The 20350-nt window shown below is 42.3% G+C and carries 18 protein-coding genes; 17 read left to right on the top strand and 1 reads right to left on the bottom strand.

The genetic code is table 11. The features are described 5' to 3' along the window. Positions 1 to 25 precede the first annotated feature (25 nt). From ACTNB3_RS12910 to bcp, 13 genes are all read left to right on the top strand, one after another. Positions 26 to 1180, top strand: a complete 1155-nt coding sequence (locus ACTNB3_RS12910; protein WP_427820450.1) for a sensor histidine kinase — start codon at positions 26 to 28, stop codon at positions 1178 to 1180. Beyond that, entirely contained in the window at positions 1177 to 1866 is a 690-nt protein-coding gene (locus ACTNB3_RS12905) for a response regulator transcription factor (RefSeq protein WP_427806126.1), read from the top strand. The genes ACTNB3_RS12910 and ACTNB3_RS12905 overlap by 4 nt, the downstream gene beginning before the upstream one ends. Position 1867: 1 nt before the next feature. Further along, positions 1868 to 3241 carry a TrkH family potassium uptake protein gene (locus ACTNB3_RS12900; RefSeq protein WP_441017496.1) on the top strand — a complete coding sequence of 458 codons (1374 nt, stop codon included), beginning with the start codon at positions 1868 to 1870 and terminating at the stop codon, positions 3239 to 3241. A gap of 37 nt (positions 3242 to 3278) precedes the next feature. Next, positions 3279 to 3938, top strand: a complete 660-nt coding sequence (locus ACTNB3_RS12895; RefSeq protein WP_427806124.1) for a potassium channel family protein — start codon at positions 3279 to 3281, stop codon at positions 3936 to 3938. After that, complete coding sequence (locus ACTNB3_RS12890) at positions 3935 to 4729, top strand: TrmH family RNA methyltransferase (protein ID WP_427806123.1); 795 nt, start codon at positions 3935 to 3937, stop codon at positions 4727 to 4729. The genes ACTNB3_RS12895 and ACTNB3_RS12890 overlap by 4 nt, the downstream gene beginning before the upstream one ends. Positions 4730 to 4733: 4 nt before the next feature. After that, positions 4734 to 6836 (top strand): ornithine carbamoyltransferase, encoded by a 2103-nt coding sequence (gene argF, locus ACTNB3_RS12885; RefSeq protein WP_441026193.1) that lies wholly within the window; start codon positions 4734 to 4736, stop codon positions 6834 to 6836. A 4-nt stretch (positions 6837 to 6840) separates the two neighbouring features. Continuing rightward, on the top strand, positions 6841 to 7821 hold the full coding sequence (locus ACTNB3_RS12880; protein WP_427806121.1) for a biotin--[acetyl-CoA-carboxylase] ligase: 981 nt from the start codon (positions 6841 to 6843) through the stop codon (positions 7819 to 7821). A gap of 17 nt (positions 7822 to 7838) precedes the next feature. Beyond that, complete coding sequence (locus ACTNB3_RS12875) at positions 7839 to 8177, top strand: DUF6145 family protein (RefSeq protein WP_427806120.1); 339 nt, start codon at positions 7839 to 7841, stop codon at positions 8175 to 8177. Continuing rightward, a complete protein-coding gene (dusB, locus tag ACTNB3_RS12870) occupies positions 8174 to 9142 on the top strand; it encodes a tRNA dihydrouridine synthase DusB (protein WP_427820446.1) in 969 nt (322 codons plus the stop codon). The genes ACTNB3_RS12875 and dusB overlap by 4 nt, the downstream gene beginning before the upstream one ends. A gap of 175 nt (positions 9143 to 9317) precedes the next feature. Next, positions 9318 to 9800, top strand: a complete 483-nt coding sequence (gene greA, locus ACTNB3_RS12865) for a transcription elongation factor GreA (protein WP_427806118.1) — start codon at positions 9318 to 9320, stop codon at positions 9798 to 9800. 52 nt (positions 9801 to 9852) lie between these two features. Next, positions 9853 to 11808, top strand: coding sequence for a lysine--tRNA ligase (lysS, locus tag ACTNB3_RS12860; protein ID WP_441026190.1), 1956 nt, complete (start codon positions 9853 to 9855; stop codon positions 11806 to 11808). Positions 11809 to 12025: 217 nt separating this feature from the next. Continuing rightward, positions 12026 to 13345, top strand: coding sequence for an ATP-binding protein (locus ACTNB3_RS12855; RefSeq protein WP_427820051.1), 1320 nt, complete (start codon positions 12026 to 12028; stop codon positions 13343 to 13345). A 71-nt stretch (positions 13346 to 13416) separates the two neighbouring features. Beyond that, positions 13417 to 13875 (top strand): thioredoxin-dependent thiol peroxidase, encoded by a 459-nt coding sequence (gene bcp, locus ACTNB3_RS12850; protein WP_427820050.1) that lies wholly within the window; start codon positions 13417 to 13419, stop codon positions 13873 to 13875. A gap of 397 nt (positions 13876 to 14272) precedes the next feature. Here bcp and ACTNB3_RS12845 read toward each other — a convergent pair whose 3' ends face one another. Next, complete coding sequence (locus tag ACTNB3_RS12845; RefSeq protein ID WP_441026188.1) at positions 14273 to 15727, bottom strand: IS6 family transposase; 1455 nt, start codon at positions 15725 to 15727, stop codon at positions 14273 to 14275. 629 nt (positions 15728 to 16356) lie between these two features. On the opposite strand from ACTNB3_RS12845, the gene ACTNB3_RS12840 reads away from it, so the two are divergent. From ACTNB3_RS12840 to ACTNB3_RS12825, 4 genes are all read left to right on the top strand, one after another. After that, complete coding sequence (locus ACTNB3_RS12840; protein ID WP_441026186.1) at positions 16357 to 16854, top strand: PBECR4 domain-containing protein; 498 nt, start codon at positions 16357 to 16359, stop codon at positions 16852 to 16854. A gap of 346 nt (positions 16855 to 17200) precedes the next feature. Continuing rightward, the gene (locus tag ACTNB3_RS12835; protein ID WP_427820049.1) at positions 17201 to 17374 is read left to right on the top strand and encodes a hypothetical protein; all 174 of its coding nucleotides are present in this window, start codon (positions 17201 to 17203) and stop codon (positions 17372 to 17374) included. Positions 17375 to 17381: 7 nt separating this feature from the next. Next, on the top strand, positions 17382 to 17963 hold the full coding sequence (locus ACTNB3_RS12830) for an NUDIX hydrolase (RefSeq protein ID WP_441026184.1): 582 nt from the start codon (positions 17382 to 17384) through the stop codon (positions 17961 to 17963). A gap of 62 nt (positions 17964 to 18025) precedes the next feature. Further along, on the top strand, positions 18026 to 20290 hold the full coding sequence (locus ACTNB3_RS12825; protein WP_441026182.1) for a type I restriction endonuclease subunit R, EcoR124 family: 2265 nt from the start codon (positions 18026 to 18028) through the stop codon (positions 20288 to 20290). Positions 20291 to 20350 lie beyond the last annotated feature (60 nt).

Genomic DNA, 20350 nt, shown 5'->3' with positions numbered 1-20350 from the left:
ATGTGCAGAAAGGACAGATTTGAATATGAAGTTACGCACGAGACTTGTGATTTCATTTGTAACGATTATTACACTTCCGACTATACTGACAGCACTTCTTACATGGGGAATCGCACAGTATCAGATCGGTGTGATCGTGAAGAATTATGGGAGCAGTGGAACAGAGTATAAGAGTTTTTCGAATTCGCTTGAGTTTCTGGGGCAGATGCCGGAGGTCAGGAGTTTTATCCTGCATACCTTGTTCTCAGTTATAATGATTCTTGTACTTACAGCAGTGATTCTGATTTTCTGGGTTTATGGAGGAATCATCAGTCCGATCAATAAACTGCAGGAAGCTGCGAAGAATATCAAAGAGGGAAATCTTGATTTTGAACTGAAACCGGAGAAAGATGATGAGCTGGGGCAGCTTATGCAGGCATTCGAGGAGATGAGGATACGCCTTAAGGATAATGCGGAAGAGAAGCTGCGGTATGACAAAGAGAGTAAGGAACTGATCAGTAATATTTCACATGATCTGAAGACGCCGATTACAGCGATCAAGGGGTATGTAGAAGGGATCAGAGATGGAGTAGCGGATACACCGGAGAAGATGGACAAATATCTCGGAACCATATATAATAAAGCCAATGAGATGAATCTTCTTATCAATGAGCTGACGCTCTACGCGAAGATTGATACGAATCGAATTCCGTATAATTTTGCGCCGCTGTCGGTAAATGCTTATTTTGATGACTGCGCGGAAGATCTTGCGATGGAACTGGATTCCAAGAATGTGGAGTTCGGGTATTTTAACTATGTGGAGGATGATCAGAAGATCATTGCTGATCCGGAGCAGCTTAAGAGGGTTATCAATAATATTATCAGTAACTCGCTTAAGTATATGGAGCGTGAACATGGACTGATCAATCTCCGGGTGAAGGATGTTGGAGACTTTATTCAGGTGGAGCTGGAGGATAACGGGAAGGGCATTGCAGCAAAAGATCTGCCGAATATATTTGACCGCTTTTACCGGACGGATGCATCCCGGAATTCATCCAAGGGTGGAAGTGGAATCGGTCTTTCGATCGTTAAGAAGATTATTGAAGATCATGGAGGAAAGATCTGGGCAACCAGCCGTGAAGGAACGGGCACAGTCATGTACTTTGTGATCAGAAAATACCAGGAGGTACCAAACGTATGAGCAGAATACTGATTATTGAGGATGAAGAAGCAATTGCAGATCTTGAGAAGGATTATCTGGAATTGAGCGGGTTCGAAGTGGAAGTTGCGAATGACGGAGTGACCGGTCTCGACAAAGCATTGAATGAAGATTATAATTTGCTGATTCTGGATCTGATGCTGCCGGGAGTAGACGGATTCGAAATTTGCAGAAAAGTCAGGGATGAAAAGAATACACCTATCATTATGGTTTCCGCTAAAAAGGATGATATTGACAAGATACGAGGGCTTGGTCTCGGAGCAGATGATTACATGACGAAGCCATTCAGCCCGAGTGAACTTGTTGCGAGGGTGAAAGCGCATCTTGCACGGTATGAAAGGCTGATCGGCAGTGCGGTTGAAGAAAACAAAGTGATTGAGATTCGAGGTCTCAAGATTGATACGACAGCGCGAAGAGTATGGATCAATGGCGAAGAAAAACCGTTTACTACAAAAGAATTTGACTTGCTGACATTTCTGGCAAGTCATCCGAATCATGTTTATACAAAGGATGAACTGTTTAGTGAGATCTGGGATATGGAATCCATTGGAGATATTGCAACGGTGACAGTTCATATCAAGAAAATCAGAGAGAAGATTGAATACGATACTTCCAATCCTCAGTATATAGAGACCATCTGGGGAGTAGGATACAGGTTTAAGATGTAATATGGAAAAATTAAAAAAAATCAGATTAACGACGACGCAATTACTTGCGACCGGGTTTCTGGGAATTATTTTATTGGGCGGTATCCTTTTGTGGCTGCCCATTTCCAATACTCGGCCTATTTCATTGATCGACGCACTCTTCACGGCGGTTACATCAGTATGCGTGACCGGACTTGTAACGGTCACTCCGGCAGTACAGTTTACTTTATTTGGGAAAATCGTGCTGTTGATTCTGATACAGATCGGCGGTCTGGGAATCATTGCCTGCGTAACAGCATTCTTTATTATCATGAAAAGACGTATTTCACTGAAAGAGAGGGTCGTGATCCTGGAAGCCTACAGCATGGAATCCTTATCCGGAATGGTTGCCATGATCTTAAGAATCTTAAAAGGGACCATCTGTCTGGAAGGAATTGGAGCATTGCTTTATTCATTCCGGTTTGTGCCGGAATTTGGTGTTGTGAAAGGGATTGGATATTCAGTTTTTCATGCGGTGTCTGCATTCTGCAATGCCGGTATTGATATTCTGGGTGATTCCAGTTTTATTCCGTATGCGGATAGTGTAGTGGTGAATTTCACGACCATTTTGCTGGTTGTACTTAGTGGACTTGGATTCACGGTATGGCAGGATCTTGGACAGAACCTGAAAAAAGTATGGAAAAAAGAATTAGAACTCAGAAGATTATTTAAAAAACTCCGTTTGCATTCCAAGATCGTACTGATCATGACATCTGTGTTGATTGTATCAGGCACACTGGCCTTTCTGCTTCTGGAATACAATAATCCGGGGACGATCGGAGATATGAGTTTTGGAGAAAAACTGATGTCTTCTTTGTTTCATTCGGTGTCAACCAGAACGGCAGGCTTTGCAACTGTACCACAGGGGGAACTGACGCAGGGAACGATGTTTACGACCTGCATACTGATGTTTATCGGAGGGTCTCCAGGCGGAACAGCAGGCGGAGTGAAGACGACAACGATTGCAATGCTGATCCTGTGCTGTGTGTCTGTCCTTCAGAATAAGAAAGATGTGGAATGTTTTGGAAGAAGAATTCAGGCGGACAATATCAGAACGGGAATCTGTGTTGTTATCCTTGCGTTTGTATCGCTGCTTGCAGGAACGACACTGCTCACAATATTTGAGGGAGATGTGGACTTCATCCGGATTATGTATGAGACTACGTCAGCGATAGGGACGGTCGGTCTGTCAGCTGATCTGACGTCACAGCTCTGTACGGCAAGTAAATTTGTAATCATGGTCCTGATGTATATCGGAAGACTTGGGCCAATTACATTTGCACTTGCTTTCGGGACAGGAAGAAAATCGAAGAATCATATTCGTCAGCTTCCGGTTCAAGGGATTTTGATCGGATAAGAAAAACATGCCAAACGGCAGCAGAAGGAGTGGGAAAATGACAAAACAGTTTGCAGTATTAGGACTTGGAAGTTTCGGATACAGTATGGCCATTACTTTAGAAGAACTTGGATGTGAAGTGGTCGCTGTAGATTCTTCGGAAGACAAGGTACAGCAGATCGCAGATGAAGTGTCATATGCGGTCTGTGCAGATATTCAGGATAAAGATTTTATCAAAGCATTGGGAGCAAGGAATCTGGACGGTGTGGTCGTTGCGATTTCCGAAAATCTGGAAGTGAGTATTCTGGCTACGCTTCTGGCGAAAGAACTTGGAGCACCGTATGTGTTGGCGAAGGCGCAGAGTGATATTCATGCGGATATTTTGAAGAAGCTTGGCGCCGACAAGGTAGTATTCCCGGAACAGGAGATGGGAAGAAGAGTTGCCAAAACACTCGCCACCAAGAATTTCACAGACTGGATCTCACTTTCAACGGATTTCAGCATGGTAGAAGCGCCGCTTCCGGAAGCGTGGGTCGGTAAATGTCTTCTTGAATTGAATGTCAGAGAAAAATTCGGAATCAATGTAGTAGGAATCATCCGTAATCAACAGGTGACCGTGAATATACAGCCGCAGGAATGCCTGGAAGCAGGAGATATGATGATCCTGATTGGAGAAAATAAAGTTTTGAATGATATCAGTAAAGGAAATTTAGTATGATAACCAGTACGGGAAATGGCAGAGTCAAGCAGTTGATTCAGTGGCAGAAAAAAAGAAAAGCAAGAGATAAAGACGGAGTATTTCTGGTTGAGGGACTCCGGATGTTTGTGGAAGCACCACGGGAAAACGTGCGAGAGCTTTATGTGTCCGAGAGCTTTTACCAGAACCAGGAGGAGAAATTGCAGCTGGATGAGTGGAAAGCAAAGCTGGAGATTCTTTCGGACCATGTGTTTGACCATGTATCGGATACCATGACTCCGCAGGGGGTGCTGTTGGTGATGGAACAGCGGAAATATACCCTGGAAGAGATGCTTTCAAACGGAAGAGGGCAGGAAGAACCACTTCTGATGGTGTTGGATAATCTTCAGGATCCGGGCAATTTGGGGACGATCTTGCGGGCCGGAGAAGCAGCCGGAGTGACCGGTGTCATTCTCAGCCGGGATTGTGTGGATATTTATAATCCAAAGGTGATTCGTTCTACGATGGGATCGATCTACCGGATGCCGTTTGTATATGTAGACCAGCTTCCGGAAGTGGTTTCCATGCTGTCTGGCAGTGGGATCCGGACCTATGCGGCCCATTTGGATGGAAAGAACAGCTATGAGAAAGAGAATTATAAGAAAGGGACTGCATTTTTGATTGGAAATGAGGGCAACGGACTGCGAAAAGAAACGGCAGACGCGGCCGATATTTATGTACGAATTCCGATGTGCGGAAAGGTGGAATCCTTAAATGCAGCGATTGCCTCGTCGGTTTTGATGTTTGAGGCGGCAAGACAGAGAAGGGAGTAAATCTATGAAACCTGTAATTGATCTGGAAAAAGAATATGGTTTGGTATTCGACGGAGGAGGAGCGCGCGGAGCATATCAGATCGGTGCGTGGAAAGCGTTGGAAGAAGCAGGAGTAAAAATTCAGGCAGTGGCAGGTACATCGGTGGGCGCGTTAAATGGCGCCCTTGTCTGTATGGGGGATCTGGGAAAGGCAGAAAATATCTGGAAAAAAATGTCATTTTCACAGGTGATGGATGTAGATGACGGGCTCATGGAAGCGCTTTTTGATGGGGAAGTTCCGGTTAGAGAATTCCTGAAAAAAGTTTGGGCAAAACTCTCTGACGGTGGAGTGGACATCACCCCATTAAAAGAATTAATTCACGAATGTGTGGATGAAGAAAAAATCCGCAGTTGTGGGAAAGAGTTCTGTCTGCTTACATTTTCTCTGTCAGATTTTAAAGAACTGGATCTCAGTGTCGAGGATATTCCGGATGGACTTCTTGAAGATTTCCTGCTTGCAAGCGCGTACCTCCTGGGCTTTAAAAACGAACCGCTTCATGGGAAGACCTATATTGACGGTGGAGTGATTAATAATGTTCCGACAAATTCCCTGTTAAAAAGAGGATACAAGGATATTATTCAGATAAGGATTCTGGGACCGGGGCGTGTACCAAGAGCAGTTCTCCCTGAAGAAGGCAGCTTTTATGAAGTGATACCGCGGGTGAGTCTGGGAAGTATTCTGGAATTTTCTGAAAAACGCAGCCGTCAGAATATGAAAATCGGGTATTATGATACAAAAAGAATGATTTTTGGCCTGGAAGGCTCAATTTACTATATTGAACAAACACACGAAGAGTGCTATTATGTAGAAATAATGAAACTTATCAGTGAATTGGAAAAGGCAGAATACCGTATGAAGCTGAAGCTTCCCATTGGCTGCTCCGATAAAGAACTGTTTCTCGGCATGCTGGAAGCAAGTGCAAAACTGATGAGAATTCAAAAATACAATATCTACAAGGTAGACGAACTGTGGGATATCGTATGTGAACGTTTTGAACGTTATTCTGAAACAAGGCTGACACAGCTTCCTGGTTTTGTTTACGTAATTGTGGGGATAAGAAAGGAATACAAGATGGACTTAAAAGGAAGAAATTTTTTGACACTGAAAGACTATACCCCTGCGGAAATCGAATATCTGCTTGATCTGGCGGCAGATCTGAAAGAGAAGAAGAAAAAGGGAATACCGGTAGATACACTCAGGGGTAAGAATATTGCGCTGATTTTTGAAAAAAGCAGCACAAGAACCCGTTGCTCTTTCGAAGTTGCGGCACATGATCTTGGTATGGGAACCACATATCTTGATCCTTCATGTTCTCAGATCGGAAGTAAAGAAAGTATTGAAGACACGGCCCGCGTACTCGGAAGAATTTATGACGGTATCGAATACCGCGGATTTGGCCAGGAGATCGTGGAAGAGCTTGCAGAAAATGCAGGAGTACCGGTATGGAATGGCTTGACAAATGAGTATCATCCGACCCAGATGCTTGCAGATCTTCTTACAATCAGGGAGCACCTTGGCAGAATCAAAGGACTGAAGCTGGTCTATCTTGGTGATGCAAGATACAATGTTGGAAATTCTTTAATGATTCTCTGTGCAAAGATGGGAATGGATTATGTAGTATGTGCACCTGAGAAATATTTCCCGAATCCGGAACTGGTTGAAGAATGCCGGGGATATGCAAAAGAATCCGGAGCAACGATCAGCTTGATTGAAGATGTAAAGGAAGCGACCAAAGGGGCAAATGTAATTTACACAGATGTATGGCTTTCTATGGGAGAACCGGATGAAGTCTGGACAGAGCGTATCAAAGACCTCAGAGGATATAAAGTAACCAAAGAAGTAATGGCAAATGCAGATAAAGATGCTATTTTCCTGCACTGCCTGCCGTCTTTCCACGATCTGAAGACGAAGCTTGGCAAAGAAAAATGTGGCAAGCACGGAATGACGGAAATGGAAGTTACGGATGAAGTTTTTGAGTCAGAACAGTCAGTTGTATTCGATGAAGCTGAGAACCGTATGCATACAATTAAAGCGGTGATGGCAGCAACATTGGGCGCGGAATTATAAATATATGAAAACAGAAATTTTGAAAATGCTCCGACAGACAGATGAATATCTGTCGGGGCAGCAGATTTGCGATACATTTCAGGTGTCAAGAACGGCAGTTTGGAAGGCAATCAACCAGCTGAAAGAGGAAGGGTACGAGATTGAAGCGGTGCGGAACCGCGGATACCGGCTCGCTTCCTGGCCGGATGTGCTTTCGGAAAAAGAAATTGCAAGCTGTCTCAAGTCAGCGTGGGCAGGCAGAAATCTGGAATTCTGGAAGGACATAGATTCCACCAATACACGGGCAAAAGAGCTGGGAGAAAAAGGGGCGCCGCACGGCACTCTGGTCGTGGCAGAGCAGCAGACTGCGGGAAAAGGAAGAAGAGGCAGGAGTTGGGTATCGCCGGCCGGTAGCAGTATTTATATGACACTTCTTTTGCGGCCTGAAGTAGAGCCGTCACGTGCACCGATGCTGACACTTTTGATGGCATATTCGATCGCTGAGGCCTTAAGAGAAAGTGAACAGATCGATGTTCAGATCAAATGGCCGAATGACCTTGTATTAAATAAGAAGAAAATCTGCGGAATCCTTACAGAGATGAGTGCAGAGGTGGATTATGTCCATTATGTCGTGATTGGTGTGGGAATTAATGTAAATACAGAAGAATTTCCGGAAGAGATTGCCCGAATGGCGACGTCCCTTCGCGTGGAACTGGGAAGAGAATTTCGTCGGGCCGAGATCATCTCTTCTATTATGCAGAAATTCGAGAATTATTACGAAGCATTCTGTAAGGATGGAAACCTGTCATGTATCGTGGATGGATATAACCGTATTTTAGTAAATAAGGACAGCGAAGTGCGGGTTCTGGAACCCGGCAATGAATATAACGCAAAAGCACTTGGAATCGATGATACGGGTGAATTGATTGTGGAGAAGGAAGATAAAAGCCGGACCAGAATTTTTTCCGGTGAAGTATCCGTGCGCGGAATTTACGGGTATGTATAATAAAAGGAGAAATGATCATGTATCAGGATAAAATTGTCCTTTGCGGGGCAAATTCATATGAAGAGAAATATTATTTGAATCCGGATTTTGAAAATCTGCCGCAGCATATCAAGGATGAACTGAAGATCATGTGTGTATTGTATGTTCATGATGTGGGCGGGATCCTTACACTGGTTTTTGAAGAGGATGGCGAGCTGTGCTTTGAAGTCACATCCCAGGAGGGAGATCCGATGTTTGATGACATTGGAAGCCAGCTCAAGATTAAACAGATTCAGCATGATGAAGAGAAGCAGGAACTTCTGAACCAACTCCAGCTTTACTATAAAGTATTTTTTCTGGGAGAAGAACTGGAATGACAAGAACACTGAAAATCGGAAATGTGGAATTGAAGAACCGCTATATACTGGCGCCGATGGCAGGGGTAACAGACCTGCCATTTCGTTTACTATGTAAAGAACAGGGCGCCGGGCTTTTGTGCATGGAAATGATCAGTGCGAAAGCACTGCAGTATAAAAATCGTAATACAAAAGCACTGCTTCAGATCGATCCAAGAGAGTATCCTGTTTCGCTCCAGCTCTTCGGGGCTGATCCGGGCATCATCAGTGAACAGGCGAAGGCAATCGAGGAGCTACCGTTTCAGATACTGGATATCAATATGGGGTGTCCGGTTCCAAAAGTTGTCAAAAACGGAGAAGGCTCGGCACTGATGAAAAATCCCAGGCTGGTGTATGATGTTGTTTATAAAACGGTAAGAGCAATTTCGAAACCGGTTACGGTTAAAATACGGAAGGGCTTTGACGAGGAACATGTAAATGCGGTGGAAATAGCAAAGATTATTGAGGAAGCAGGAGGGGCAGCAGTTGCGGTTCACGGAAGGACGAGAGAGCAGTACTATTCGGGAAAAGCAGACTGGGACATTATACGGCAGGTCAAAGAAGCTGTTTCCATTCCGGTCATCGGAAATGGGGATGTAACAGGTTCTTTAGCAGCGGAACAGCTTTTGGAAGAAACCGGATGTGATGGCGTGATGATCGGGCGGGGGTGTCAGGGTAATCCATGGATCTTCAGAGAGTTGAATGAATATGAAGAAACTGGCAAAGTGCCTCACAGGCCATCAAAGAAAGAAATCAAAGAGATGATGCTTCGCCATGCGCAGCTTCAGATTGAATTGAAAGGAGATTACCTTGGAATCCGTGAGATGAGGAAGCATGTGGCGTGGTATACGAAAGGTATGGAAGGGTCTGCGAAACTCCGGGATGAGATCAATCGTGTTGAAAGCTATGAAGAGCTGGAAAAATTGCTGAATGAGAGAATCTGTTAGAAAAAATAGAGAGAATCCGGCGAAACCGGCAGTAAAAATTATTGACATGAAACACGCAATTATGTATAATAATGGAATTGTGAAAGTATCTTTAGATAAACATCATTTCTTCAGAGAATATGATGTTTATTCTAGCATAGAGATGCTGTTTTAGTGATAAGAGGAGATGGAAAGTATGGAAGCAAAGAAGACATTACTCACTTATACAGGACTGAAAAAACTGGAGGATGAGCTTGAGAATCTGAAAGTTGTTAAGAGAAAAGAAGTCGCTGCAAAGATCAAAGAAGCAAGAGAGCAGGGTGACTTGTCCGAGAACGCTGAGTATGATGCTGCAAAAGATGAACAGCGTGATATCGAAGCACGTATCGAAGAACTTGAAAAGATCCTGAAAAATGCTGAGATTGTTGTAGAAGATGACGTGGATCTTGAAAAGATCAACATCGGATGTACGGTAGATGTATATGATAGAGAATTTGAAGAAGAGATGGAATTCAAGATTGTAGGTTCTACAGAAGCGAACAGTCTTGCAGGAAAGATTTCCAATGAATCACCGGTAGGAAGGGCTCTGATCGGAAAGAAAGTCGGAGATGTTGTGGCTGTTGAGACACAGGCCGGTGTGATTGAATATGAAGTTTTAAAGATTAACCGTTCTATTTAGTGAATGAAATGTAAGTGCCGAAGGCAGCAGTTTCTTATAAGATGCCTGCAGCATGCAGAGAGGAGAAGAAGAAGTGGGAGCACAGCAGAATAACAACGGGCAGGAACAGGATATTAATCATTTGAGAAAGGTACGCCGTGAAAAACTGGCGGAACTTCAGGCAAACGGACAGAATCCGTTTGAAATCACCAAATACGATGTAACCCATCACAGCATGGAAGTAAAAGAACATTTTGAAGAATTGGAAGGCAAGCATGTTGTACTTGCGGGACGTATGATGTCCAAGCGTATCATGGGAAAAGCATCCTTCTGCAACATTCAGGATTTACAGGGAAACATCCAGTCTTATGTTGCAAGAGACAGTATTGGAGAAGAAGAATACAAAGCTTTCAAAAAAATGGATATCGGTGATATCGTAGGTCTGGAAGGCGAAGTGTTTAAAACCAAGACCGGTGAGATCTCTATTCATGCATCTGCAGTGAAGCTTCTTTCCAAGAGTCTGCAGGTTCTTCCGGAGAAATTCCATGGTCTGACCGATACCGATATGCGTTATCGTCAGAGATATGTGGATCTGATCATGAACCCGGAAGTAAAAGATACATTTATCAAACGTTCTAAAATCATCAGCTCTATCCGTAAATACCTTGACAGACAGGGATTCATGGAGGTAGAAACTCCGATGTTGGTTGCAAATGCCGGAGGAGCAGCCGCAAGACCGTTTGAGACACACTTCAACGCGCTGAACGAAGATTTCAAGCTTCGTATTTCTCTGGAACTTTATCTGAAACGTCTGATCGTAGGCGGATTGGAAAGAGTATATGAGATCGGCCGTGTATTCCGTAACGAAGGTCTGGATACCAGACATAATCCGGAATTTACTCTGATGGAATTATATCAGGCTTATACCGATTATAACGGAATGATGGATCTGACTGAGAACATGTACCGTCATGTGGCACAGGAGGTTCTTGGTACAACGAAGATCGTATATAAAGGTGTCGAGATGGATCTCGGAAAGCCGTTCGAGAGAATCACCATGGTTGATGCAGTTAAGAAATATGCCGGCGTTGACTGGAATGAAGTGCATACACTGGAAGAAGCAAGAGCCGTTGCGGATGAACATCATGTAGAATACGAAGAAAGACATAAAAAAGGCGATATCCTCAGTCTCTTCTTCGAAGAATTTGCAGAAGAACATCTAATTCAGCCAACCTTCGTAATGGATCATCCGATCGAAATCTCTCCGCTGACCAAGAAGAAACCGGAGAATCCGGAATATGTAGAACGTTTCGAGTTCTTCATGAACGGCTGGGAAATGGCAAATGCTTACTCTGAGTTGAACGATCCGATCGATCAGAGAGAACGTTTCAAAGCACAGGAAGAACTGCTTGCACAGGGTGATGAAGAAGCGAACACGACGGACGAAGATTTCCTGAACGCATTGGAAATCGGTATGCCGCCTACAGGTGGTATCGGATTCGGTATCGACAGAATGTGTATGCTGCTGACCGGCGCAGAGGCAATCAGAGACGTACTTCTGTTCCCGACGATGAAAACCCTCGGCGGCGCTGAGAAGAAAGCGGAAAAAGCGGAAAAGGCAGTTCAGGAAGAAGCAAAAGCAGAAGAAAAAATTGATTTTTCCAAGGTAAAAATCGAGCCGTTATTTGAAGAAATGGTTGATTTTGATACATTCAGCAAATCTGATTTCAGAGCTGTAAAGGTGAAAGAATGTGAAGCAGTGCCGAAGAGCAAAAAACTTCTGAAATTCGTCTTAGATGACGGAACAGGCGTGGATCGTGTGATTTTAAGCGGTATTCACGAGTATTATGAGCCGGAAGAGCTGGTAGGAAAGACTTGTATCGCAATCACAAACCTGCCTCCGAGAGCGATGATGGGCATTGATTCCTGCGGTATGTTAATCAGTGCAGTACACGAAGAGGATGGAAAAGAAGGACTGAATCTTCTGATGGTGGATGATAAGATTCCGGCAGGAGCAAAACTGTATTAATGTAAATGAGAGCACTTCTTAGAGTTTTTGATCTGAGAGGTGCTTTTTTTCGTATATAATCAAAACGGAGTTATGATGTTCCCTATATTTGCTGGAAAAATGCTTCTGGAAAGAGAAAAGTCATTCGAAAAAGTTGATAGAATCCCAAAAACTCCCTTGAAAAAATTTGATCTTTCAGTATACTAAAAGTCAGACAGGTTAAGGAGATGAAAACGCTATGCTGAAAAGAAAGATAGAACAAAGTTTGAATGAATGGAAGAATACCGCAAATCATAAGCCACTGATTATAAAGGGTTGTCGTCAGTGTGGAAAAACCTACTCTGTTCTGGATTTTGCTAAAAAAAATTATAAGCATGTTGTGTATTTGAATTTTTTTGAGAATCCGGACTATGCTTCTGTGTTTTCCGGTTCTTTGGAAATTGATAATATTGTGATGATGTTGTCCGCATTGTTGGGAAGTGCGGCAGTATTTGAGGCAGGTGAAACGGTTCTGGTTTTGGATGAAATTCAAGACTGCCCGGAGGCGAGAACGGCCTTAAAGTTTTTCCGAATGGATGGACGGTATGATGTCATAGGAACCGGCTCTCTGCTGGGAGTCAAGGGATATGGTAAGGAACCAAAATCTATTCCGGTAGGGTCGGAAACCGTGATTGATATGTATCCGCTGGATTTTGAAGAATTCCTGTGGGCCAATGGGGTTGGAGCGCCACTTGTTGAGATGCTGAAAAAGAATCTTGAAATGGAAACACCTGTGCCGGATGCCCTGCACAATCGTATGAAGCAGCTGCTTTTGCAGTATACGGTGGTAGGTGGTATGCCGGATGCCGTACAAACTTTTGTAGATACAAAACAAATGGACAAAGTGTTGCGAATACAGAGAGATATTGTTCGTTCCTATGAGGATGATATGGTGAAATACGCGGAGAAAAAAGACAAATCCCGTATTAAGGAATGTTTCCAGTCTATCCCAAGACAACTCAGTAAAGAGAATAAGAAATTTCAATATTCGGTCATAAAGAAAGGTTCAACAGCCTCAAAGTATACAGGCAGCCTTCAATGGATTGAGGATGCAGGAATCATTGCACGGTGCTATAATCTTTCGATTACGGAGCTTCCTTTGGACGGAAATGCGGAGGAAGAGGTATTCAAGGTTTATATGCGGGATTGCGGTCTGTTTGTCAGTATGTTGGAGGATGGCACACAATATGATATTCTGCAGGGCAATCTTTATGGATACAAAGGCGCAATCTTTGAGAACCTGATCGCGGATATTTTCACAAAAATGGGGCGAAAGCTGTACTATTTCCACAAAGACAGCGGTCTGGAAGTGGATTTTGTTATTCGATACAAAGGAGAATGTACACTGGTCGAAGTGAAAGCAGTTAACGGAAACACGAAAAGCACAAAAACGATTCTTAAACACCCTGAAAAATATCATGTAAACAGTGCAATCAAGCTGGGAGATTATAATGTGGGCAGGTCAGGACAGATACTGACACTTCCGCTGTATATGGCATTTTTGTTAAGGACGTTTTGATCCTTTCTTAGGTGAAATCATGGAATAATATCATTACGCAAAAGAATAATCTTATAGGAGGACTAAGAATTATGTTGGAAACAGGAACAACAGCTCCGGATTTTACGCTTCCGGACCAGAATGGCAAGAATCATAGTTTAAAAGAATACAGAGGGAAAAAAGTGATCTTATATTTTTATCCGAAAGATAATACTCCGGGCTGTACTAAACAGGCGTGTGGGTATTCTGCCTTGCTGCCTCAGATTGAAGAAAAAGGTGCAATCGTGTTAGGCGTCAGCAAAGACTCTGTGGTAAGTCACAAACGTTTTGAAGAAAAGCAGAATCTTTCCATTACGATTCTGTCTGATCCGGAGCGGAAGGTAATCGAGGCTTATGATGTCTGGAAAGAGAAGAAGAATTATGGCAAAGTTTCCATGGGAGTGGTACGCACAACCTATCTGATTGATGAGAACGGTATCATCATCATGGCAAATGATAAAGTGAAAGCTGCGGATGATTCAGAAAAGATGCTGGAAATATTGAGCCAATAAGGAGATGCATAGACGGCATCGGTGTAACAGCAGGGAATAGGAAGGAGAATAAATAGATATGGGATGTAATTCGGAGACACTGTTTAAGACTTTGAAAATATCCGATAAAAGCGGCTATATAAAGTTACCGATTTTGCCCAGAAAGTTGTTCTGAAAGAGCTTCAGGAAGTATATCCGGAATATATATCGGAGCAAGACAAGTATCTTCCTACGGCTCTGATTGCAGGCATCCGAACAGCTGTTGAAGGGTGCGGCGGAGATATTCTTCTTGTGAGAATCGGTAGTGTAAAGTAGCCTATGAAAAATTGGAGCTGAAAAAATGGTTCCATTGGAACCTTGATAATTGCAGATATGTTAGTATTGGGCGGTGTCCGGATATTTACCTCCGGCTCGGAATCTAAGAACAGATAGAAGTTTCTCTTTGCTGTTTTAGGATTGCCTGCTGGCCAAGGTAGATGAGAAGCTGCCATTTACCGGGCATGTTCCCGGCACCTTCCAGTAGCTCCACTTTGTTGAGAGGTTCTTTACCGCCGGATATCTCATGGGGACGTAAGAAGTTATAATAAGCAACCCAAAGAGAGACGCTGTGGACAGCGCCATCTTCTGTACCATAGCCGCAGGTAGTGCGGTAGGATTCTTTGAAGGTACGATTCAGGCGTTCGATGAGCTGCTTGAACGGACGGTATTCCTTGGATACTTCGTCATCATTGGTAAGACCGATGACTTGAGTGATGAATACATCCCAATCCTTTTCAATTTTGAACTGCTGAGCAGCAAGTGGATAGGCACTATAACCATCAGCGATGAATTTCAAGGATTTGCCAGGGAACTCCTTAAACTTATCAAATGCCATCCTCATGGTAAGGATACAAGGGCCGACATCTCTGGATGTTGAGACCTGATACCCGAGAATCGATCGTGATACCTTATCCATGATGAGCCAGACATAGGATTTCATGCCTTTGATTTTTATGTAGGTTTCATCGGCGCCCAGTTCATTGGAAGGGTTGTAGTCGTAGGAATCCACGAAAGGCCGTATGATGACAGCAGCGGTTTTGGCATAGTTGTTGACCATGGTGTGTGAGATTTCAATCCCGTGGATTTCTTTCAGAGCCTGTACAGTCTGGCGAAGAGACAGCTTGAGGTTCACACGGCAGGTAAGGCACAATCCCATGATATAGGCATTGTTCTTCTTATACTTGAAAGAGGTTGCCCATTTCGGAAGCTGATTCAGATCCATGTCGAAGAAGTTCACGGAAAACTCGCGGTAGAGGTATCGCAGCTTGTATTTCCAGTATTCTGATTTTGGAAGGTCTTTTGGAAGCTTATTCAGATTCCGCTTGTAATAGGAGCAGTTGTCATTGATGCATTTGTGGACACGGAAGTGCTTACGATCTTTTACCGGCTGAAGGGCATGACCGCAGTAGGGACACTGAAGCTTAAGTGGAGTAGTTACTTTCTCGCCATTGACAAAGGTCTGGCCGCAGATTTTGCATTTGAACTGTCCACGACCACCAGTATTGTCGTAGATGTACTCATGCGGAGCTCCGCAAAGAGGGCACGCGATATCTTCAGGAACAGTACGGTTCTTACCTTTTTGAGCTTTTATCGGTTTCACGGCTTTGCCATAACGGAGCAGGTAGTATTCGTTCCAGAGTCTCCAGTCTTGTTTGATGAAGGGTTTGATGACAGGAAGCTTATCAGTGAGGAATTTCTGGTACTTAGGACTGTGGATTTCATCATGAGCCCATTGTTTCAAAGGAATATATCTGCAGATAAAGAGAATAAGCCAGCAGATTTGCTGATATTGTTCTTGAATGATGTTAAGTAAATAGAGTATAATGTTATCCATAGCAATGATTTACCTTTCGTATTTTGTTGAGTTTGGTAGCCTACATTATACACGAAAAAGGGGGTCATTGCTTTTTTATATGCAAAAAGTGGTGAAGTCCTTGAAAATATAAGGTTTTAAAGAAAAATAGGACTGTAAAACTTTACAGTACCTGAGAATCTTTTATGATGAGAAAATGAAAAAACAAGTTGATATTTTCTGGAATCATGAGTATAATATAGGTACCAAGAGAGGAATCTCTTCCTGGAAATAGGACACGAAGCATAAGGTGTTTGCTTCCGTTGCACTGGCAACGTTAAAACTTTGCAATTACTCTTAAGCATAGAGGATAATCAAGCCGAGCAGGTGAGAGGCCTGTGATCTGGTGGCAAAGCACCATAACGAAACCAGTTTTTAAGAAATTATGGAGAAACCTTAGATGCGAAGGTTTCTCTTTTGCGTTAAGGAGAAGTATGAAGTGTAGAGTACAGAATACAAGAATATTGACTCCGGAAGAATTGTTAACAATATTGTGCAAAAGCGCATTATTATATTCAGAATATGCCGAAACAACTTTATTATTCATATTTAGGGAGAAAAAGTCAGATACATATGATTATTATGAGGTCAGATTTTGAAAGAATAATTTTATGCATTTAGCAGGAATAAAAAGTGATAAATTGAGTGCAAATGAATTTTATGAGGCTTGTGTAGGAGGAACAATTACCAGAGAAGATTGTAATCCACGAAAAGACGCGAATACTATGTATTCAAAAGTGGCTATTATGGAACAAATGCTGGATTTGCGAAATAGTAAGTGCTATAAAATTGGTGAAAAGAATCTGATAACGAGGGATAACGATTTTGAAATGGCTATGGGTAATATGAATGGAGTAATGGGTTATGATTCGAGGATAAGGATAAAGGGAACAAATAAGGTGGATAGAACAAAATCACCAATCCCTACTACTCTATTAAATAATTCCATTACAGATTATTGCTCAAGACCGCAGAAAATCATGTTTATTTTGCAGAAGTCTGATGGAGAAAGTACATATAACAAATTATTTTATGAAATAAAGAGGGATTTGTTTCAAACTGAGAAAGAGTTTTTCACAGATGGTTTGAAAAGTTTAATTTCAATATAGATTAACCATGCAGAGTGCATCATCTTTACGGTGGTGCATTTTTTATTGTCTCAAAAGGCCATTCCCATTGTACTTTTTGTCCATTCTTTGGGGAACGACTTAATCCATAGAAAGCCGTAGAATACTATTTGTAAGGAAGCACAAAAACGCTTCTTAACCACCCTGAAAAACACCATGTAAATAGTGCAATCAAGCTGGGAGACTATAATGTGGGCAGGACAGGATAGGTTCTTGCACTTCCGCTGTATATAAAATTTGTGTTAAGGACATTCTGATTCTTTCTAAGGTGAAAGTGTGGTATAATATCATTACGCGAAAGAATAATCTAGCAGGAGGACTAAGAATTATGTTGGAAATAGGTGCAGTTGTTTGTGACGAACGGCGTTATGGAAGCCGCCAGCCAAAAAAGCGGAGATGGGATTTTGCTTGTACTGGCGATTGTTCTGGGACTTATTTGTCCTCCGATTGGTTTTATACTTATGATGATTTTTGTATTCAGGTAAAAGATGATAAGAGGTGACAACAGTTTGGAATTTGTAGACATTGTAGATGAATATGGAAAACCCACAGGAGAGACGGTGGAAAGAGGGAAAGCTCACTCGGAAGGAATCCGGCATCGCACGGCACATGTCTGGATCATACGCAGGAATGGAAAACAGACAGAAGTGCTGCTGCAGAAGCGCTCTTTGAAGAAAGATTCGTTCCCGGGGCAATTCGATACCTCTTCTGCGGGACATATTCAGGCCGGAGACGAGCCGCTTGATTCCGCACTGCGGGAGCTTCGAGAAGAACTGGGCATCACAGCCGACAAAGAAGAACTCCGTTTCGTGGATACTTTCAAAATTCAATATGAAACAGAATTCTATGGAAAAATGTTCCGGGATAACGAGATTGCATTTGTATTTATATACGAAAAACCGATAGATATTTCAGAACTGATACTGCAGGAAGAGGAATTGGATGCGGTGGAATGGTTTGAACTGGAGTATGTGTATGAACAATGCTGTACACATAATCCGAAATTCTGTGTTCCAATCGGAGGGCTTGAAGTGATACGGAATGATTTGAAAGGTGGAAAAATTGGGAGAAGCATTTCGTATCCTACCTAGAGGAAAAGTGTGATACAATGTGGTTATTAAAAGAATAATTCTGTAGAGAGGTGGAGTTTTCCATGAACAAACAACAATTAGCTTCCCGTATTTGGGAATCTGCAAATAAAATGAGATCAAAAATTGAAGCTAATGAATACAAAGACTATATTCTTGGCTTTATTTTTTATAAATTCCTTTCTGATAGAGAAGTGGATTTCCTGAAGAAAAATGACTGGGAAGAGGAAGATTTTGTTGAATTGGTCGAGGAAGATACTGAGACTGTAAACCAGTGCAGGAGAAGCCTGGGATATTTCATTTCTTACAAGAATCTGTTTTCGACCTGGCTTGGTATGGGAAAGAATTTTGATGTATCAAATGTAACTGATGCATTATCTGCATTTGACAGACTGATCAATGAGTCGCATAAAAATGTTTTTGATGGAATTTTTGATACACTTCAGACGGGGCTTTCTAAACTGGGTGAAACTAGTAACGCAAAGAGGATTGTTTTTATCGTAGATGAATGTCATCGCAGTGTTTTTGGCGAAATGCTTTCGACGATTAAACACACCTTCCCAAGGGCAATCTTTATTGGATTTTCCGGTACACCTATCTTAGAAATCAATAAAAAGAAAGATACTACAACAGCAGATGTCTTTGGAAATGAACTGGAAGGTACCAGGTATACGGTGGCGGATGGGATGAGAGATGGCAATGTACTCGGTTTTGATACAATTCCGCAGCCTACATATAAAGACAAGAATTTGAGACTGGCGATAGCTTTGGATAAAGCAAAGGTCAGGAGCGAAGCAGAAGTTTTCGGGAATCCGGCGAAAGAAGCAATTTATAATCACTGGATGAATGAAGTCCCTATGGGGGCGGAATTGGGAGACAATGGGGAAGTATTAGAAAGTATTGAAGGGCAGCTGACAGATGCGCAGTATGACCGGGAGCAGCATCGAAAAGCAGTTGTAGATGATATTTTGGAAAATTGGATCAGCCAGAGTCATAATGGAAAATTCCATGCCATGTTAGCTACCAGCAGTATTCCAGAAGCGATCCAGTACTACAAAGAAATCAGATCCAGAAATCGTGGCTTGAAAATCACCGCAGTATTTGATCCTCATGATGGGAATCATGAAGGATCCATTGAGAAAATCGATGGAATCAAAGAGATTCTGGAAGATTACAATCATGATTTCAGTGTGCGGTTCAATATTCCGGGATATGCGGCTTTTAAAAGAGATGTGTGTGCAAGACTGGCACACAAAGATGCTTATGTGGCTATTGAAAATGAGCCGGAGAAATGCCTGGATATTTTGATTGTTGTAGATCAGATGCTGACCGGGTATGATTCAAAGTGGCTGAATACTTTATATATGGATAAGTTCTATAAATGGTCAAATATTGAAATGATCATTCAGGCTTTTTCAAGAACTAACCGTGTGTTTACTGAGGATAAGCCGCATGGAATCATTCGTTACTACAGAAGACCGTATACCATGAAAAATGTGGTGGAATATGCATTTGAACAGTATTCAGGGAATAAGCCATACGGAATCTTTGTGCCGAAATTGAAAGAAAATCTGGAAAGTATGAATCGATGTTTTGAAGAGATTAAAACTTTATTTGAATCTGCCGGTATTTCTGATTTTTACAAGCTCCCGGATGAAAAGGCGGAAAAACAGAAGTTTTCGAAATTATTCCGAGAACTCAATAAGCATCTGGAACCGGCTAAGGTACAGGGATTTGTATGGAAACAGACTTCTTATGAAATTGAACAACCGGGTGGAGTGAAAGAAATAGTTTGTCTGGAATTTGATCAGCAGACATTTGAAATATTGCTTGCGCGTTACAAAGAGCTGAGAAGACCAGGCCCTGATGGAGGCTGTGAAGAGGAAGCGTGTGATATTGAACCCTATTTGATGGCACTTTCTACAGAAAAGATTGATTCGGATTATATGGACAGCAGGTTCAAGAAATATGTGAAGATGTTAAATGAGAATGCCGATGAAGAGACCATTCATAATATGCTCAATGAATTGCATCGTTCCTTTGCAAGTCTTACACAGGAAGAGCAAAAGTTTGCTAATATTCTGCTGAAGGATATCCAGAATCATGAATTGATTGTCAGTGAAGATAAAAGTGTCCGGGATTATATAGTAGAATATCAAATTCGTGCGAAAAGTGATCAGATTCATAATTTTGCCTCCAGATTGGGAATGGTAGTGTCAAAAACTACCTGTTTTTTTGTTCCAAAATTCAATAAAAACCTTGATTTTATGGGAGAATGCGGTAGTGTAAAATATTTTGTGTTTTTGAAAAAAATGGCTCCTTTTTGGTAAGAATTCAGATATGACAATTTTTATCGAAAAGGAGTATTTTTATGCCAGTTGCAAAGGAAC

The organism is Bariatricus sp. HCP28S3_D3 (assembly GCF_052065755.1).
Classification (GTDB): Bacteria; Bacillota; Clostridia; order Lachnospirales; family Lachnospiraceae; genus Allocoprococcus.
This window is presented reverse-complemented; position numbering and strand designations above follow the sequence as displayed.

Excerpts from the sequence above, each read along its gene's own strand:
- ACTNB3_RS12910 (WP_427820450.1), top strand. The coding sequence starts at position 26 with ATGAAGTTACGCACGAGACTTGTGATTTCATTTGTAACGATTATTACA.
- ACTNB3_RS12905 (WP_427806126.1), top strand. The coding sequence starts at position 1,177 with ATGAGCAGAATACTGATTATTGAGGATGAAGAAGCAATTGCAGATCTT.
- ACTNB3_RS12900 (WP_441017496.1), top strand. The coding sequence starts at position 1,868 with ATGGAAAAATTAAAAAAAATCAGATTAACGACGACGCAATTACTTGCG.
- ACTNB3_RS12895 (WP_427806124.1), top strand. The coding sequence starts at position 3,279 with ATGACAAAACAGTTTGCAGTATTAGGACTTGGAAGTTTCGGATACAGT.
- ACTNB3_RS12890 (WP_427806123.1), top strand. The coding sequence starts at position 3,935 with ATGATAACCAGTACGGGAAATGGCAGAGTCAAGCAGTTGATTCAGTGG.
- argF (WP_441026193.1), top strand. The coding sequence starts at position 4,734 with ATGAAACCTGTAATTGATCTGGAAAAAGAATATGGTTTGGTATTCGAC.
- ACTNB3_RS12880 (WP_427806121.1), top strand. The coding sequence starts at position 6,841 with ATGAAAACAGAAATTTTGAAAATGCTCCGACAGACAGATGAATATCTG.
- ACTNB3_RS12875 (WP_427806120.1), top strand. The coding sequence starts at position 7,839 with ATGTATCAGGATAAAATTGTCCTTTGCGGGGCAAATTCATATGAAGAG.
- dusB (WP_427820446.1), top strand. The coding sequence starts at position 8,174 with ATGACAAGAACACTGAAAATCGGAAATGTGGAATTGAAGAACCGCTAT.
- greA (WP_427806118.1), top strand. The coding sequence starts at position 9,318 with ATGGAAGCAAAGAAGACATTACTCACTTATACAGGACTGAAAAAACTG.
- lysS (WP_441026190.1), top strand. The coding sequence starts at position 9,853 with ATGCAGAGAGGAGAAGAAGAAGTGGGAGCACAGCAGAATAACAACGGG.
- ACTNB3_RS12855 (WP_427820051.1), top strand. The coding sequence starts at position 12,026 with ATGCTGAAAAGAAAGATAGAACAAAGTTTGAATGAATGGAAGAATACC.
- bcp (WP_427820050.1), top strand. The coding sequence starts at position 13,417 with ATGTTGGAAACAGGAACAACAGCTCCGGATTTTACGCTTCCGGACCAG.
- ACTNB3_RS12845 (WP_441026188.1), bottom strand. The coding sequence starts at position 15,727 with ATGGATAACATTATACTCTATTTACTTAACATCATTCAAGAACAATAT.
- ACTNB3_RS12840 (WP_441026186.1), top strand. The coding sequence starts at position 16,357 with ATGCATTTAGCAGGAATAAAAAGTGATAAATTGAGTGCAAATGAATTT.
- ACTNB3_RS12835 (WP_427820049.1), top strand. The coding sequence starts at position 17,201 with ATGTTGGAAATAGGTGCAGTTGTTTGTGACGAACGGCGTTATGGAAGC.
- ACTNB3_RS12825 (WP_441026182.1), top strand. The coding sequence starts at position 18,026 with ATGAACAAACAACAATTAGCTTCCCGTATTTGGGAATCTGCAAATAAA.